This window comes from Cupriavidus sp. 05L310, from assembly GCF_056398185.1.
Genome location: NZ_JBFTOX010000003.1, coordinates 171,905 through 187,953, shown reverse-complemented (window position 1 = coordinate 187,953; position 16,049 = coordinate 171,905). Strand labels below are relative to the sequence as shown.

At 62.9% G+C, this 16,049-nt stretch carries 13 protein-coding genes and 2 pseudogenes; 10 read left to right on the top strand and 5 right to left on the bottom strand.

Annotated features, from left to right (window positions below):
* Positions 1-37: 37 nt before the first annotated feature.
* From AC1DS6_RS03270 to AC1DS6_RS03255, 4 genes are all read left to right on the top strand, one after another.
* Positions 38-829 (top strand): phosphonate ABC transporter ATP-binding protein, encoded by a 792-nt coding sequence (locus tag AC1DS6_RS03270; RefSeq protein ID WP_477102027.1) that lies wholly within the window; start codon positions 38-40, stop codon positions 827-829.
* Positions 829-1,833, top strand: coding sequence for a phosphonate ABC transporter, permease protein PhnE (gene phnE, locus AC1DS6_RS03265; RefSeq protein WP_477102026.1), 1,005 nt, complete (start codon positions 829-831; stop codon positions 1,831-1,833). Before AC1DS6_RS03270 ends, phnE begins: the two co-directional genes overlap by 1 nt.
* A gap of 401 nt (positions 1,834-2,234) precedes the next feature.
* Positions 2,235-4,370 (top strand): phosphocholine-specific phospholipase C, encoded by a 2,136-nt coding sequence (locus tag AC1DS6_RS03260; RefSeq protein WP_477102025.1) that lies wholly within the window; start codon positions 2,235-2,237, stop codon positions 4,368-4,370.
* A 180-nt stretch (positions 4,371-4,550) separates the two neighbouring features.
* Positions 4,551-5,381, top strand: a complete 831-nt coding sequence (locus tag AC1DS6_RS03255; protein ID WP_477102024.1) for an HAD-IIA family hydrolase — start codon at positions 4,551-4,553, stop codon at positions 5,379-5,381.
* Positions 5,382-5,388: 7 nt separating this feature from the next.
* On the opposite strand, the gene AC1DS6_RS03250 is transcribed toward AC1DS6_RS03255, so the two are convergent.
* The 4 genes from AC1DS6_RS03250 to AC1DS6_RS03235 all read right to left on the bottom strand — a co-directional run bounded on the left by AC1DS6_RS03250 (position 5,389) and on the right by AC1DS6_RS03235 (position 10,355).
* Positions 5,389-6,222: a MurR/RpiR family transcriptional regulator gene (locus AC1DS6_RS03250; RefSeq protein ID WP_477102060.1), complete on the bottom strand. Its 834-nt coding sequence runs from the start codon at positions 6,220-6,222 to the stop codon at positions 5,389-5,391.
* Between the two features lie 196 nt (positions 6,223-6,418).
* On the bottom strand, positions 6,419-7,975 hold the full coding sequence (locus AC1DS6_RS03245) for a M81 family metallopeptidase (RefSeq protein ID WP_477102023.1): 1,557 nt from the start codon (positions 7,973-7,975) through the stop codon (positions 6,419-6,421).
* Between the two features lie 14 nt (positions 7,976-7,989).
* Positions 7,990-9,018 (bottom strand): Bug family tripartite tricarboxylate transporter substrate binding protein, encoded by a 1,029-nt coding sequence (locus tag AC1DS6_RS03240; protein ID WP_477102022.1) that lies wholly within the window; start codon positions 9,016-9,018, stop codon positions 7,990-7,992.
* A 200-nt stretch (positions 9,019-9,218) separates the two neighbouring features.
* Positions 9,219-10,355 (bottom strand): DSD1 family PLP-dependent enzyme, encoded by a 1,137-nt coding sequence (locus AC1DS6_RS03235; protein ID WP_477102059.1) that lies wholly within the window; start codon positions 10,353-10,355, stop codon positions 9,219-9,221.
* Positions 10,356-10,534: 179 nt separating this feature from the next.
* Between AC1DS6_RS03235 and AC1DS6_RS03230 the strand changes: the two genes are divergently transcribed.
* A complete protein-coding gene (locus AC1DS6_RS03230; protein WP_045242202.1) occupies positions 10,535-11,464 on the top strand; it encodes a LysR family transcriptional regulator in 930 nt (309 codons plus the stop codon).
* Between the two features lie 122 nt (positions 11,465-11,586).
* Positions 11,587-12,262 (top strand): annotated as a pseudogene (locus AC1DS6_RS03225) (tyrosine-type recombinase/integrase); the annotation flags it as partial.
* Positions 12,263-12,598: 336 nt separating this feature from the next.
* Here the strand turns inward: AC1DS6_RS03225 and AC1DS6_RS03220 are convergent.
* Positions 12,599-13,169 (bottom strand): annotated as a pseudogene (locus AC1DS6_RS03220) (transposase); the annotation flags it as partial.
* 331 nt (positions 13,170-13,500) lie between these two features.
* Here AC1DS6_RS03220 and AC1DS6_RS03215 point away from each other — a divergent pair.
* The 4 genes from AC1DS6_RS03215 to AC1DS6_RS03200 are packed head-to-tail and all read left to right on the top strand — an operon-like array spanning position 13,501 to position 15,909.
* Positions 13,501-13,647 carry a hypothetical protein gene (locus AC1DS6_RS03215; protein WP_477102021.1) on the top strand — a complete coding sequence of 49 codons (147 nt, stop codon included), beginning with the start codon at positions 13,501-13,503 and terminating at the stop codon, positions 13,645-13,647.
* Between the two features lie 3 nt (positions 13,648-13,650).
* Positions 13,651-13,857, top strand: a complete 207-nt coding sequence (locus AC1DS6_RS03210; protein ID WP_477102020.1) for a hypothetical protein — start codon at positions 13,651-13,653, stop codon at positions 13,855-13,857.
* 52 nt (positions 13,858-13,909) lie between these two features.
* Positions 13,910-14,866, top strand: coding sequence for an alpha/beta hydrolase (locus tag AC1DS6_RS03205; protein ID WP_477102019.1), 957 nt, complete (start codon positions 13,910-13,912; stop codon positions 14,864-14,866).
* Positions 14,863-15,909, top strand: coding sequence for an Ldh family oxidoreductase (locus AC1DS6_RS03200; RefSeq protein ID WP_477102018.1), 1,047 nt, complete (start codon positions 14,863-14,865; stop codon positions 15,907-15,909). The genes AC1DS6_RS03205 and AC1DS6_RS03200 overlap by 4 nt, the downstream gene beginning before the upstream one ends.
* The last annotated feature ends 140 nt before the right edge of the window (positions 15,910-16,049 follow it).

The window sequence follows — 16,049 nt, the reverse complement described above, 5'->3', positions numbered from 1 at the left end:
GACGGAGATGGGAATGCTTAGTTATGAATCAGTCGGCATGCGCTATGCCGACGGCACCGCGGCGCTCAAATCCGTGTCGATGGTGGTGCCGCGCGGACAGTTTTGCGTGCTGTTGGGATCCTCGGGTGCAGGCAAGTCGACCTTGTTGCGCATGGCCAATGGTCTCGTTGTTCCCACACAGGGCACGGTGCGGGTCGACGGTGTCCAGCTTGACGCCAGGACGCTCAACGCCGTGCGCCCGCGTATAGGCATGGTGCATCAGCAATTCAACCTGGTCTCGCGAGCTACGGTGGCGATGAATGTGCTTTGTGGCGCGCTGCCGGTCCTGCCAGCCTGGCGCGCATTGCTGGCGCGTTTTTCTGCTGAGACGCGTGGTCGGGCCGCCGGGCTCATCGAGCAGGTCGGGCTCGCACCAGAGCACCTGCATCGACGGGTGAGCGATCTGTCGGGCGGACAGCAGCAACGGGTGGGCATAGCGCGAGCGTTCATGCTGAATCCGCCGTTACTGCTTGCCGATGAGCCTGTGGCAAGCCTGGACCCGCGCATCAGCCGGGAAATCCTTTCCTTGCTGCGCACGCAAGCCCGCGAGCGCGGAACGACAGTGCTTTGCAGCCTGCACCAAATCGACTTGGCGCGCGAGTATGCCGACCGCATCGTGGCGTTGCGTGGTGGCGTGGTGATGTTTGACGGCCCCGCCACCGCGTTTGACGACACTCTCGCGCACTCCTTGTACGAGGTGGGCGACGCGCCCGCCGGCCAGGAGGCTCGTGTGCCGATCGCGGCCCCGCCCGCCCCGGCGGGGGCCAGATTGCAATTGCAGGAGGTGTGATGCAAAACTCCGCATCCGACACACGCTGGAACATTGGCCATCCCTACGGAGCCAAGACCGTGCTTGCCTTACTAGTGACGCTAATTCTCTGCTTATACGTGGGGCAACGCGTAGAAATGGGCAAGATGGTGGCGCTAACCGCAGATGGCGTGCTGGCGTCGGTCGGCATCAAGCCGCAGTCGCAGGTCACCACGGGTCTTGGGCATCTGGCGCACAGCCTGTTTCCCATCCAGATATCCGAGCGGGTAGAGGTTGCTCGCATCGAAAATTTCGATCCGACGCAATTGCCCTGGTTGGCTCACCTGGAAACCGTTGGGGTTAGTGAGTCGAAGCTGAATCCCGATACCTTGCGCATGGAAACGAGCGTAGTTACGCGTGAGTATTTGGTAGAGCCCATGGGTTACTTGTGGCAGGTGGCGGTGAAGATGATCGAGACCTTCGAGATCGCGATCTGGGCCACCTTACTTGCGATAGGAGCGAGCCTGCCGCTGGCGTACTTTAGCGCACGAAACTACACGCCAAATCGCGCGTTCTACGTGACCGCACGCAGCCTCGTAAGCTTGTTTCGCTCCATGCCAGAGCTAATCAGTGCGTTATTCCTGGTATTGGCCTACGGCTTTGGTCCCATCGCAGGTGTACTCGCGTTGGCGATCCATTCAATGGGCTTTCTGGGAAAGTTCTACGCGGAGGACATCGAGACTGCCGATCCCAAGCCACAGGAGGCATTGCGCGCAATCGGGGCCGGAAAACTAAAAGTGCTGGCGTATGGAGTGGGTCCTCAGGTCATGCCGCAATTCATCGCGTACACCCTATACATCCTGGATCGCAACGTGCGCATGGCCACGGTTGTCGGCCTGGTGGGCGCGGGGGGCATCGGCCAGGAATTGAAAGGCCGCTACGACATGTACCAGTACGCCCATGTGGGCACAATTCTGGTGGCAATCTTCATCACCGTGTTCTTGCTGGATCAACTGGCCGCGCGGCTGCGTCGCAAGCTGGTCTGACACGAACCAATGCCGGGATTTGCACGATGCGAGGGGCGCGCAACTCCCTTTCCTGGGCTCTATGCGGTCGAGCACGGCGATGGTCTTCCCCTGCTGCTTTCTGTTCCCTGAGCCGGTGCGCCATACCACCTCCGAGCCTGCCGGCTTTGCTTCCCTATGATTACATTCAAGGAAAACTCCATGAAAACAAGTTCGTCCCGTAACGGCCTTGCTGTCGCGGCCGCACTCTTGTGCCTGATTCTCACCGCCTGCGGCGGCGGCGACGACTCCTCGGCGGCCTCGACACCGGCGACCAAGCCCGCACCCGCCACCCCTGGCCCGCAAGCGGCACCAACGCTCCATTGCGCACCCTGACAAGAGACGTCTTCCACTTACCATCGATCCATCCATTGACACCAATCATGACTAACCGACGCGATTTCCTACGCAGATCCGCCAGCGCCGTTGGCGCGGTTTCGGCCCTGTCCATGCTCCCTGCCTCAATTCGGAAGGCACTCGCCGTCAACGCCGCGGTTGACACCGGCACCATCCAGGATGTCAAGCATGTCGTGATTCTGATGCTGGAGAATCGCGGCTTCGATCACTACTTCGGCGCCCTGCGTGGCGTACGTGGCTTTGGCGACCGCTTCCCGATACCGCTCCAGAGCGGTAAGGACGTTTGGTTCCAGTCGGACGGTACGAAAGAGATTCCGCCCTACCACATGGACGGGACCACGACCAAGGCGCTGCAATCACCGAGCACGCCGCACAGCTTCAAGGACTCGCAGGCCGCCTGGGACCAGGGCAAGATGGGGTTCTGGCCGCGCTTCAAGACCCAGTACACGATGGGTTACCTTCGCCGTGAAGACATCCCCTTCCATTACGCGCTGGCCGACGCCTTTACAATTTGCGATGGCTACCACTGCTCCGTCACCAGCGGCACCGACCCCAACCGCGTGGTCTTTTTCTCTGGCTCCGGCTTCGACCCCGTGCTCGCCAAGCAGGGCATCAACAGCAACGACCGGACCTCGGAGCCCGACAACGACCGCTGCTGGATCACCGGCACTATGCCGACCCCGGGCTACACCTATGCGGACAACGCACTCACTTGGCAAACGTTGCCGGATGTGCTCCAGAACGCTGGCGTGAGCTGGAAGATCTACCAGAATACCAACGACAACTGGACCGGCGCCATGCACGGCGGCCTGGCATTCCAGAGCTTCCGCAATGCGCAGCCCGGCTCAGCTTTGTATGTGAAGGGCATGACGGACTATTCGATTGCCGACTTGCGCAACGACGTGGTTAACGACACGCTGCCGGCAGTCTCGTGGATACTGTGCACGGCCGCGAACTCCGAGCACTCCGGCAACAGCAACCCGGCGATCGGCGCCAACTATACCTCGCAGGTGCTGGAAGCCGTGACTGCCAACCCGGAGGTCTGGGCCAAAACCGTGTTCTTCCTCACCTATGACGAGAACGATGGTCTATTCGACCACCTGCCGGCGCCAGCACCACCCTCGTACAACGCTGATGGCACGCTGGCCGGCAAGGCAACGTTGCCGCTCGACGGCGAGTACTTCTCCGATCCGACACGCGCCCGTCTCCTCGCCAGTGACACCATCAGCGGTACCGTGCGCCCATTTGGCCTGGGCGCACGCGTACCGATGTATGTGATCTCGCCATGGAGCAAGGGTGGCTGGGTCAACTCGCAGGTTTTCGACCACACCTCCGTGGGCATGTTTCTCGAGAAGCGTTTCGGCGTCACCGTCGACGCCATCAGCCCGTGGCACCGCGTAGTATGCGGCGACCTGACCTCATGTTTTGACTTCGTGTCGCCCAACGATCCAAAGTGGCCCGCATTGCCCGACACTAGTAATTACGCCGCAGTCCTGGCCGCGCAGAGCTCGCTGCCCACCCCGAGCGCACCGGCCACGCCACAGCCGCTGTTCCAGGAGCCCGGCACCCGCTTTTCGCGCGCGCTGCCCTACGAGTTGCACACCAGCGCACGCATCCAACCAAACGGCTTGGTGTCGCTGACGTTCAGTAACACCGGCGCTCAGGGCGCGGTGTTCCATGTCTACGACAAGCTGCACCTCGACCGCATTCCCCGCCGCTACACCGTGGAAGCAGGCAAGATGGTGACCGACGACTGGAACACCAGCGCGACCGACAGCGGAAAGTACGAGCTGTGGGTCTATAGCACCAACGGATTCGTGCGCACCTTCAAGGGCGATGCACTCGCCAGCAGCGCGGCCGACTTCCAGCCCGAAGTCCAGGTCTGCTACGAGCCGGTCAATGGCCAGGTCTACGTAAAGGTCCACAACACCGGCACCAAGAGCGGGACGGCGATGGTCCACTCCAACGCCTACCGCACCGACGGCCCGTGGACTCTGGATGTGGCAGCAGGTGCGACTGGCGTGCTGAACTGGGACTTGAGCCAAAGCGGCCGCTGGTACGACTTTACCGTCACGGCTGCCAACTTCGAGCGCCGATTCTCGGGCCGCGTCGAAACCGGCAAGCCCGGCGTCAGCGATCCTGCCATGGCACTTCACCTATAGGCATGATCGTGCACGCGCAATGATTCAAGAAAGCTTCTTCTCGGGATGCAGCGTTCCAGATCGGAGGTGACCCGATACAACTGCTTTTGGCCTTGGATGGCGTCCAGTTGGACGCCATCCAAGGCTAAAGATGTAGCCGAACGTGAAGAGCTGGTTATTTTAATTCCAATGTATGTAGCAATGACAGATATCGGACCTTTGTCCTCGGGTAATCGTACGTCCCTCGTTCCGGGCTTCTCGCCCGCGGTGCGGTCACCTTGGCACGACCCAGCATGGCATTACCTTATCGATCTGGACGGCACACTGATCCGCGACGGCGCGGCAATGCCGGGCGCGGCTGCGCTGCTTGAGGCGCTGCATGGGCGCTACGCGATCGTGTCGAATAACTCCACCGACACGGCGGTCGGCATGGCACGCAAGCTACGGAAGATGGGCCTCGTCGTTGCACCCGCGCAGCTCGTGCTGGCGGGCGAGATGACTGTGAACTGGCTGTGGCAAACCTCGCCCAGCGCGCTTGTGTATTTGCTTGGCAGCCCGGTATTGCGACGCTATGCCCAGCGGGTGGGCTGCAGGCTGGTGGAGCAGAACCCGGACGTCGTGTTGCTGGCGCTAGACCGCGCCTTCAATTACCGAAAATTGCTGCTAGCGGTGAATGTGCTGCGCACCGGCGCACGGTTGATTGTCACGAACCCCGATCTCAGCCATCCCGGTGGAAACGGCAGGCGCGTGCCGGAAACCGGTACGCTGCTGGCGGCGGTACTCGCCTGCGCCGACGTGCGTCCCGTGAGCATCATCGGCAAACCTTCCGATGTGCTGTTTCGGGAGGGCTTGCGACGGTTGCGGGCGAAGCCGGCGCAGACACTGATGATCGGCGACAATCCGGCAACCGATGCTGCGGGTGCGGTCGCGATGGGTATGTCCTATCTTCTCCTCGGTACAGGGCCTGAGGCTGATGCGGAAACCCCCGCGCAGTTGCTTGAGACATGGGGCACCAGGCACACGCACTTGTAACCCGACATTAGTAGCGTTTGAGCGACAGTACGTCGAAGGTGTGGCGGATCGTCTTGACCGCGCGATCGTAGTCGCTTAGAGCGAGGCACGCGATCAGCACGTCGATGATCGCCAACTGCGCCAGGCGGCTGGTCATCGCTTCTGTGCGAAACTGGGTTTCGCGGGCCATCGTGAGCAGCACGACATCGGAGAACGCCTGGATTGGCGATTTACCGAAATTGGTGATGCAAATGGTATGCGCGCCGGCCTCCTTCGCCAGCCGCGTCGCAGTTACGGTTTCATGCGTGCTACCGGAATGGGAGATGGTCAGTACGGCGACATCCGGCCCGGTCAGCGCAGCGCTGATTACCTGCATATGCGAATCGATAACGGCCTTGGCGTTGAGGCCGATACGCAGCATGCGGTAGTGGGCATCCTCTGCAATCGTTGCCGCACTGCCGATGCCGTAGATCTCGATGCGCTTGGCCTTCTTCAGGATGCGTACCGCGCGCTCCAGCGCCCCGACATCCAGGGTTGACTGTGTGTCGTGCAGGGTCTGCACATTGCTCTGAAAAATCTTGCGCACGACAGCAGCAGCGTTGTCGTTCGGTTCCAAGTCTTCGTGAATCATTTGTACCGGCCGCACGGTCTCCTGCGCCAACACTATCTTCAACTGCTGAAAGCCCGTAGCACCGAGCGTCTTGCACAGGCCGACCACGCTGCCCTCGCTGGCCCCGGTGCGCTCCGCCACTTCGCTGACCGACATATGCATCACTTCCTGCGGATGTTGCGCGATAAAGTCGGCAATGCGCTGGCCGGTAGCCCCCAGCGCGTCGCGGATGCTCTCGATGCGCGCCACGATGGCCGTCAGCGCCGGTTGCTGCGGTTTCGGGGGCGCCTTCTTCGAAGGTTTGTTTTTTGTTGGCATGGAGTGGATGTCGCTCGCGCGTCCGCCGTTGCGGACAGGTCGCCGCCATTGTAGAGGACCTTGGCGGTGAAAGCGTTGACTATCATCCACATACGCCGTAATGGCGAGCGATCTGCATGGCTCGCAAGCCTCATTGCCTTTCTTCCGGCTTGTACAACAGGCGGACGCGCGGCGCCCATTCTGTCATGGTATCAATAGGAACAACGGGACCGGGCAGACGCTGGAAGTCGAAACGGGACAATACCGGCGATGTCAGCCCGGGGGCGTCCACACTGAGTATCTGCTCTGGCTCGAAGAACTCGTCGAACGCGGCACGGAAATGGCCCCGCGATTTCACCACCACCGTGCGCGCAGCCGCGATATCGATGCCAAACATTTCGAAGAACATGGGCTCGTGGCATTGATGACGGTTGCTGATCACCACCACCTGCACGCCTCCAACCTGCAGCAAGGCCGAGGGGCCCAGGTTAAAGCTACAGCCAGCCAACTGGCCCCGCCGTCCGACGCCTTTTCCGGAATGCAAGCGCAGCACTGTAGCGGGCGCGCTGAACGGCGACGAGTACGTGGCGGTTTCCTCGCGATTGAAGCGAGCGGTGAACGAAGCGCCGACGCCAAGCGCCTGCGCCTCGGCGCTCAGTGACGGGTCCGTGACAACCCCCAGGATCGCGTTATTGACGCCGCCTTCCAATAGCGCCTGCAGCAGGAATGGCGTGTTGCCGCGCCCGCCCCCACCCGGGTTGTCGGCCACATCGGCCAAGAGTACTGCGTGCAGTGAAGAGTCGCCGCCAGCCGCCCTTGCCAAAGCCACAGCTTGTTCGAGCGGCACCAACTCGGGCGTGAAGGCGGCCCGCCCTGCCCATGCTGGCGTGACCAGGTCCAGGGCAGTTTGACGCGCGAACTCGGCATCGTTACGGGTCGAGACGATCACCGTCATTCCATTCTTTGGTGTGTCTCCAAAGACGAACCCGCCCAGGGCCGAGATATTGACGATTCGTGGATCATCCAATGCTTCCGCCGCCTGGATCATGTCCGCGTATGGCCCGGTACCGGGGGCGGTCAACAGCTGCGTCGGTGGTGCGCAAACCGGCATGCGCACGTGGGCCACGGTCACGCGCATGCCGCGCAGCAGTTCCATCAGCACATCGGCCGCGTCCGCCCCCCGTTCGGCCATGTCGGTATGGGGATTGCGGCGATAGGAAATGAGCATGTCAACGTGGTCGACCATCCGGTCGGACACATTTGCATGCAAATCGACGGTGGCTACGATGGGAACCAAGGGGCCAACGATAGATCGCGCCATTTCGAAAACGAGGCCGTCCGGATCATCCTCCTCGGTGGTAATGGCGGCGCCGTGCTCACAGATGTAGACAGCGTCCAACGGCAAAGCTGCACGTAGTCCCTGCTCGAAGATGGCTAATGTCTCGGTGAAGAAAGCGTGATCGACCGGGCCGCCCGATTCTGCGTTGGCGAACAGGATCGGCACGGGGATCCATGCACCGTTGGCATCCATGCGCCGGACGAAGGCTGGAATCTCCGGCGTCATGGCAGGTGCGGGACTGCGCGCATCCGCCAGCAACGCCTCGCCGGCCAGGTAAGCGCGGTCCACAAAGTCGGCCCGCGTGGAAACCGGGGCAAAGCGGTTCGATTCGATGGCGAAGCCTAAGATTGCAATGCGGGGGCTAGACATGGTCGGCGGGACGCTCAGTTCTGTTTGGGGATATGCGCGGTTTCGATGAGGCCAGACCATTTCTTCTGTTCGCTGGCGATGAAACGCACGAACTCTTCGCGGGTGCCGGTGCCTGCCGATGCGTTGGCGTCGGTCAGCTCCTTGCGCAAGGCATCGGTCTTCAGCACTTTTTCCAGCGCGGCGCTAACCCGGTCGACGATCGGCTGTGGCGTCCCCTTGGGAAAGACCAAGCCACCCCACGACACATTCTCATAGCCTTTCAGTCCGGCCTCGTCCAGGGTCGGTAGATTGGGATAGAGTGCAATACGCTCACGGCTGGTAATCGCCAGCGCGCGCAGCTTGCCGCTTTTGACTAGTGGCCATGCGACCGAGGCATTGGTAAACGTGTAGTCAAGCCGGCCGCCGGCGAGGTCGGTGAGGGACGGCGGGTCGCCGTTGTACGGGATGAACAACACGTCGATGCCGGCCATCTTCTTGAATAGCTCACCGCCCATGTGGCCACTGCTGCCGGTACCCGCCGCGGCGTATGACAGCTTGCCGGGCTCCTTCTTGGCCAGCGCAATCAGTTCGGCGACGTTCTTGATCGGGGAGTCGCCACGAACCACGAGCAGGTTGTAGATCGAGAACATGCGGCCCACGGGCACAAAGTCCCGTTGCACATCATAGGGAAGCTTGCTGAACAGGCCCGGGTTGATAGCCAACGTGTTGATGTTGCCATAGCCGAGCGTGTACCCGTCCGGCTCGGCGCGCTTTACCATCGCCATGCCGATGTTCCCTGCGGCGCCCGGGCGATTGTCGACGACAAAGTTGGCGTTGGTAGCTCTCGCGAGGTGACTCAGCACAATGCGGCTCAGTACGTCGCCCGATCCACCGGCAGCAGAAGCGACGATTACGGTGACGGGCTTATGGGGCCACGGGTCCTCCGCCGCCTGAGCGGACGAGGTGAGACTGCAGGCCGCACCAAAGGCGAAAGCAGCGAAAGCGGTCGTGAATCGCATGATGCGACCTACGAGAGAAGAGTGAGGGAGGCGTTTGAATTTCATGATCTTTCCTAAAGTCTTTTCCTGCCATTGCTCGTGACAAGCAAGTCGGCCGGGTAATGATCTACTCCTTTGTGTGTCAGGATTGGTCTCCTCCCTGCGCGATTGAACGCGCCTGCATCGCTTGAACGATGCGGGGGCCACAGCGGCTTGCCGCGCTGGCCAAGCCTGCCGGAGTGGCGACTCGTACGTCGCCGCGCAACTCACCAGCCATGGAAACGCTCCCAGGTCGTGAGCTTTCCGCCCTCAGCGAGCGCTCGGTACTCGGGGAACTGCGCCCCTGTCGCGCAGGCGTGGTTCGGCAGAATGCGCAAGCGCGTGCCCACCGGAAAGCGATGGGAGATGTCCGCATCGGGGCCACCTTCGCGCGACACGATGCCGTGCTCCTGGTTAGCGCCACTCAGCAGATAGCCTGGCAACACCGTGCCGTCTATCGTGCAGACCTGCCCATATCCATAGTCCCGCCTCTGCTTCTGGGTTCCTCGATCGCGGCTCATGGCCATCCACCCTGCGTCCACGATAATCCAACCCTTGTCGCTCTGATGGCCTATCACCGTCGTCAGCACACTAAGCGCTATCTCATCAGTGGTGCAGACACCGACGTTGTTCATCACCAGGTCAAAGAGAACGTAAACGCCGGCCCGCACCTCGGTCACCCCCTGGAGTTGCACGGCCGCAAGTGCCGTCGGGGTCGAGCCGACGCTGACCCCTGGACAGGGAAGGCCCGCCGCACGCAGGCGCTCCGCCGCACGCACGCAGCCGACGCGTTCGTGCTCGGCCAAGGCCGTCAACGCCTCAGGCGTATCGAGCTCGTAGCTCGAGCCTGCGTGGGTCAACACGCCACCAAGGCACATACCCCCGTCGTGCAATACGCGCCCGACCTCCAGGAGCGCTGAGTCTTCAGGCTGGATGCCCGAGCGGTGGCCGTCCGTGTCGATCTCGATCCACACATCGAAGGTCTCACCGTTCGCTCTGCCGAAGTCGGCAATCGCCCGAGCCGAGTCAATGCCGTCTGTGAGTATCTTCAAATCGCAACCGCGCCGGCGCAATGCCAGCGCTTGTGGAAGCCGGTGCGGCGCCATGCCAACCGCGTAGAAAATGTCTGTCACACCTGCGGCAAGGAATTGCTCGGCTTCCTTGAGCGTGGAGACAGTGATTCCATGCGCTCCGGCCGCGAGTTGGGCACGCACGACAGGTGTGCATTTGCTGGTCTTAACATGCGGCCGGAACCGCACGCCCAGCGCATCCATGCGCTGCTGCATGCGCTCAATATTGTGCTGCATGCGCGCCAGATCAATGATCGCTGCTGGGGTGTCAACGGTGTGAAGGGAAAAGTACATGTCGAATGGCAAGGAAAATTGGTTGCAGGCTGGTCGGTCGCAGAATGCGCGCCCGGGGACGAGCAGCGTCCTCCTGTGTCGGCGCGCCGAAGGTGGTGCCGGTGCATATGAAGCCACTGTAGTCAGTCAGGTCGTCAATGTGGTTAAATGTCTGGAAATCTATTGTTAAGCTGAATTGAATGATCCGCATCGAGGATTTGCAGCTGGTATCTGCATTAGCGCGGGCGCCATCGCTCAGCGCCGCAGCGCGCGCGCTCGACGTTACCCCGCCAGCGTTGTCTATGCGCTTACGCAAACTTGAGATGACGCTGGGACTCGCACTTGCCACCCGTACCGCTCATCGCCTCAGCCTGACCCCGGAAGGGGAGCGCTTCGCTCACGAAGCTGAACTCCTCCTACGGCAATTGGAGTCGCTGCCTGAATCCTTCCAGCGCGACGACCGGCAGTTGACTGGAATCCTCCGTATCTCTGCCCCCTTTGGCTACGGTCGCCAACGTATCGCACCGATGCTCGCGCGCTTCGCGCGTCTCCATCCTGGGCTACGGCTGCAGTTGGATCTCCGGGAGACGCCATGGCCAGACCGCCACGATGCGGACGCCGTGGTCCACGTAGGCACAGTGAAGGAATCTTCGTGGATTGCCCGCACGCTGGCCTCCAATGAGCGATGGCTGTGTGCCAGCCCAAGCTACCTAAGCGCGCATGGGGTGCCCCAGGTGCCGCGCGATCTGCTGGCGCACGCATGCATCTGCATCCGCGAGAACGATGAGGACGTAACACTGTGGCATGTCCGAAAAGCATCAACCCGTGCGCTCCGGCGGCCAAGCCCCGGGGAGGCGCTTCGCGTCGCACCCGCCTATACCACTAACGATGGAAGCGTGGCTCGCCACTGGGCCGAGAAAGGCATGGGATTGGTTCTGCGATCAGAATGGGATGCCGCCGAGGCGGTGGCTAGTGGCGCACTAGTGCGTGTACTGGCCGACTGGCAATTCGACAGTGCGCCAGTCACCCTTCTTGTTCCGACACGCAAGGGCCGCACCGCCCGCGTGCAAGCCCTTCTGCAATTCTTCGAACAGTCGCTGGGTCAGCGGACCGATAGCGCTAGCGACTGAGATGCGTTTGTCGTACCGGTCGGCAGGCATACGTGCGCACCCAAAGCAAATGCTGCGGACGCCTGCGGCAAGCAAGCGCTCGCGGCCGCGTCGCAGGACTTCCTCCACAGATTTGAGTCTCCGTAGCCGGCAACCCACCGTCCCTGGCACGCAGCCGGCGCGGCCAGCCCAAGCCGAGAATCACGCAAGCGCTACCTCAGCCGCCCCATGTGGCAGGCGGTCAAGGACACTATCGAAGCGATGCCGGGCACGAGCGACAGTGCCACCGAGCGCGACCGGCTGCACGCGGCGCGCTGCCGCAGGCTCTTCACGGTGCTGTATCTCAGCGGCCTGCGCGCGGCGGAAGTGGCCGAAACCCGCATGGGCGCCTTCTTCTGCCGGCGTGACCGCGACGGCGTTGAGCGCTGGTGGCTGGAGGTGACCGGCAAGGGCAACAAGTGGCTGGTGCCGGCCACCGACGAACTGATCGTGGAGCTGGCGCGCTATCGCAGCGCCCACGGTCTGCCGCCCGCCCCCCACCCCGGCGAGGCACGTCCCATCGTGCTGCCGATCCTCGGCAAGGAAAAGCCCTTGTCACGCGGTGCCCTGCACCTGGTGCTGAAGGAAGTCTTCGGGATGGCCGCCCAGCGCCTGCGCTCACGCGGCCCCGAGTGGGAAAGCCGTGCCGCGGTGCTGGCCAGCGCGTCAGCGCACTGGCTGCGCCATACCGCGGGGTCGCACATGACCGACCAGCAGGTGGACCTGCGTTTCGTGCGGGACAATTTCGGGCACGCGTCCATCTCAACCACCAGCGCCTTCGATGAGGGCAAGGGTGTCAACCCCCTTTCTGTATTGGATTTGCGTAGGCGGATCTGGCGCAATAGGCCCTCCTTGCAAGCCATTAATTTTCGTTCGCGGACTGACGCGGCACGAAACCGAGGTCGGGGTTGCTCAATAACCGGGCTGCTGCCCGGACTACCTTCTATCCGTGACGGCGCGGAGCCGACCACCACATACCACATGCGCAAAGCGCTGGAACCCCTGTTATCTGCGCGCCCCATCTAAAAGGACGGCTACCTGTGAGGTAGCCCGGCGCTGGTACGGGCGCACTGACCTTCGATCGTTACCACTTAGCCCTGGCACGCTTAAGGTGGATCACTTTGCTACTGGTTTGAGGGTTGCCCCGTCGGGAATCTCGCCGTACTCAAGATAGCGCCACAGGGCAATCGCCAATCTGCGGGCGAGTGCGACAATACCGACGCGCCGCATGCGCTTGCCGCTTGGTGCAAAGCGAATATTGAACCATTGCGCGAGCTGACTCGTCGGCTGGTACCGTAACCAGCTCCAAGCAAGTTCAACCATCAGCCAGCGAGATCGTTTGTTGCCCGCCTTGCTGATGCCTTGCTCGACCTGAGTTTCGCCGCTACTGTAGGGGGTCGGTACCAGTCCCAAGTATCCTGCGAGTTCGCGCCGGTTGTGAAAGCGCCGCCAGCCAAACAGTTCCTTGATCAGGAGCCAGGCACTGCCCAGGCCGATCCCGCTGAGCCGCGCGCGCAGCGCGATGGCTGGCTGCGCGCCGGCCTTCACCACCCCGTGCTGCTGGGTTTCGATCGTCTTAATCTGCGTTAGCACCAGCGCCAGTCGCGACTTCACGTTCGATCTCCGCACGCAAATCAGAGGGCGGTTGCGAGCCATGATCGCCCCACCACCGCAGCCAGGGGCGACCGACTGGCTTCCTACAAACGAGATTTTCGGCGCTGACACTTGAGAAATTCTCAAGCGAAACGCCGGATCCCCCGAATACGCGTTGTGTTGGATTTCTTGTGAGTCAACCCTAGAGACGGTTAGCCCAAAACAAGCGTCGGGTCACGCTGCCGTCTTCGACACCGTCAGCTTGGGCGTGCGCTTCGGCGCACGCCCAGTGCGCTCGCCTGCCATCGTCATTAGCGATGGCAGGCTCGCCAACTACTGGTTTTCGAATCGGGATCCACGCGCCATGATTCGGTGACCTATTCGCTCCGCAATTCGAATGGACATCGACATCAGAAGGAAATCAAATGGAAAACATCGATAGAAAAGCGTATCGCTACCGATTCACCGGACACGAACACGTATTCCACAACGTGTCGGCAGTCAAAGCGCTGCCCAGCGTCTTGCCGACTGATCTCTCTTACTGCGACAAAACCCTCGATACCGTCGAGTAGGCCGTGGAGAAGCTCGCCACGGAGTCGTCCATCGCGCCGGCCATGGCGCACTTCCCGGAGGACGAACGCTCAGCCGGTTCGGCATTCTGCCTGCGGACGCTGGCCCTGATGAAAGCACTGGTGCTTCCGGGTCTGGACGACGAGGCGGACAGCGAGCCGTCATCCCCAGCGGGCAAGGCGCCGCGTCGCCGGGCCGCGCGCAGCCGCTGAGGAAGTTTGCACCGGCCAGTCAAAGTAAGCGGACGATCCGGTAAGCCGGTGGATGGTTGGGCAGCCATCGGAGCGCGGATTTCGTAGAACATCGTGTGCCACGAAACTTGGAGAATTGATCGTGCACACGGTTGTGACATTTGACTCCGACGGGCTTCGCCTGGCCGGAGCCCTACATTTCCCCCCCGACCTTGTCGAAGGCGAGCAGCGTCCCGCCATCGCGGTGCTGCACGGGTTCGGCAGCAACAAGGACGACGGCATGGTCCGGCTCGCGACGCGTCTGTTCTCGTCGCTCGGCTATGTGGTCCTGCGCTTTGACATGCGCGGTTGCGGCGACAGCGAAGGCGAACTCGGCAAGGTACTGTGCGAGGACCAGGTGAGCGACACCCGCAACGCGGTCACCTACCTGCAGGGGCTGCCCGAAGCCGATCCGGCGAGGATTGCCGTCATGGGCCACAGCTTCGGTGCGGCCGTGGCGGTCTATGCCGCCGGCGTGGATCCTCGCATCGTGGCCTGCATCTCGTCGGCCGGATGGGGCGACGGCGAAGTGAAGCTGCGTCAGCAGCATGCCGAACCGGGCGCCTGGGAGCGTTTCGAGGCGATGGTGAACGAAGGCCGTGCGCGCCTGGCCAAGGGCCAGTCGATGCGGGTCTCGCGCTTCGACATCGTGCCCATCCCTCCCGCCATGCGCGGCAGCCTGCCCGCGGGAAGCTTCATGGAATTCCCGTTCGAGGTCGTCGAGAGCATGCTGCGCTTCCGGCCGAACGAGGTGGCCGGCAACATTGCGCCGCGTCCGCTCCTGCTGCTGCATCCGGCCGAGGACTCGGTCACGCCGACGGAGCAGTCGATCGAATTGTTCCGCCACGCCAGGATGCCGGCCGAACTGCATCTGCTCGCGCAGATCGACCATTTCATCTTCTCCGATGACAACCAGGCGGCCCTGAACCTGGTCACGGACTGGCTGCGCAAGTTCTTTCCGGCCCGCCAGGCGCCACTGGAGACGGCATGACCGGGCGCCCCGCCACGTGGATCAACGCGGCCCGATTGCAGGCCTACGCACAGGCGCTGCTGGGCTCGGCCGGGCTGGAGAGCCAGGCTGCTTCGGTCGTGGCCGAGAGTCTGGTGTGGGCTGACCTGCGCGGTTCGCCCGGACATGGGGTCTCGCGCATCCCGCAATACGCCGCGTGGCTCGCATCGGGCGAGATCAATGGCCGCGCACAACCGCGCGCGGGGCTCAGCCTGCCCGCGCTGACCGTAATCGAGGGCGATCGCTGCGCCGGTGCACTCGGTATGCGCGTTGCCGCCGGGCATGCAATCGCGGGGGCGCGCCGGGCCGGAGCAAGCCTCGTACTGCTGCGGGAAACGACGCATACCGGCGCGCTCGGCTTCCATACGGCCCATGTCGCCAGTGAGGGAATGTTCGCCATGGCCATGGCGGCTTCGGGACCGCTGATGGCCTACCATGGCGCCTCGGTCCCGGGCGTCTCCACCGCGCCGCTGTCCATGGCCTGCCCCGCGCGCGGCCAGCCGGTCGTGTTCGACATGGCCGCGGGCGCCGTCGCTTTCGGCAAGCTCATGCAGGCTCGGGCCACGGGCCGGCGGCTCGAGCCGGGCTGGGCCATCGACGCGATGGGCAACGCCACCACCGACCCGAACCTGGCCACGACGCCGTTGCCATTGGGCGGCCCGAAGGGCTCCGGTCTGGCGCTGATGGCCGAGATCGCGTGCAGCCTGCTGACCTGCCATCCGATCCTCGTCCCTGCGCTGTCGGACCCCGCGGCGGCCCATCGCCACACGCAGAACGCGTGGGTGCTTGCGGTCGATATCGCGCAAGTCGTTGATCCTTCGCGGTTTGAAGCACAACTGACCGAACTGGCGGCGGCCATCCACAACCTGCCGGCCTCTGGCGAGGGCCCGCCACGATTGCCCGGAGAGCGCGGCTACGCCGAAGCGCATGAGCGACAGGCGATCGGCATTGCCCTGGCGCCCGCAACGGCTGACGCGCTGGAGGCGCTTGGCCATCGGACCGGCATCCGTGCCCCCTGGGCCTAGGCTTTGCCGCTACGCTCGCCCCTGTGCCTGCCGGGCATGGCCCGGCGGTTGCACCCGGGCCGTGCCAAGAGTACAGGGAGAGCCCTTTATCCGACCGTCGCGTGGCCGATCCGGCACTGTACACCGCCAATCCGCATGGC

Bases quoted from the DNA above. Each gene is read 5' to 3' on its own strand.
- AC1DS6_RS03255 (WP_477102024.1), top strand. From the start codon at position 4,551: ATGACAGATATCGGACCTTTGTCCTCGGGTAATCGTACGTCCCTCGTT.
- phnE (WP_477102026.1), top strand. From the start codon at position 829: ATGCAAAACTCCGCATCCGACACACGCTGGAACATTGGCCATCCCTAC.
- AC1DS6_RS03240 (WP_477102022.1), bottom strand. From the start codon at position 9,018: ATGAAATTCAAACGCCTCCCTCACTCTTCTCTCGTAGGTCGCATCATG.
- AC1DS6_RS03200 (WP_477102018.1), top strand. From the start codon at position 14,863: ATGACCGGGCGCCCCGCCACGTGGATCAACGCGGCCCGATTGCAGGCC.
- AC1DS6_RS03235 (WP_477102059.1), bottom strand. From the start codon at position 10,355: ATGTACTTTTCCCTTCACACCGTTGACACCCCAGCAGCGATCATTGAT.
- AC1DS6_RS03245 (WP_477102023.1), bottom strand. From the start codon at position 7,975: ATGTCTAGCCCCCGCATTGCAATCTTAGGCTTCGCCATCGAATCGAAC.
- AC1DS6_RS03205 (WP_477102019.1), top strand. From the start codon at position 13,910: ATGGTTGGGCAGCCATCGGAGCGCGGATTTCGTAGAACATCGTGTGCC.
- AC1DS6_RS03270 (WP_477102027.1), top strand. From the start codon at position 38: ATGCGCTATGCCGACGGCACCGCGGCGCTCAAATCCGTGTCGATGGTG.
- AC1DS6_RS03260 (WP_477102025.1), top strand. From the start codon at position 2,235: ATGACTAACCGACGCGATTTCCTACGCAGATCCGCCAGCGCCGTTGGC.
- AC1DS6_RS03215 (WP_477102021.1), top strand. From the start codon at position 13,501: ATGGAAAACATCGATAGAAAAGCGTATCGCTACCGATTCACCGGACAC.
- AC1DS6_RS03230 (WP_045242202.1), top strand. From the start codon at position 10,535: ATGATCCGCATCGAGGATTTGCAGCTGGTATCTGCATTAGCGCGGGCG.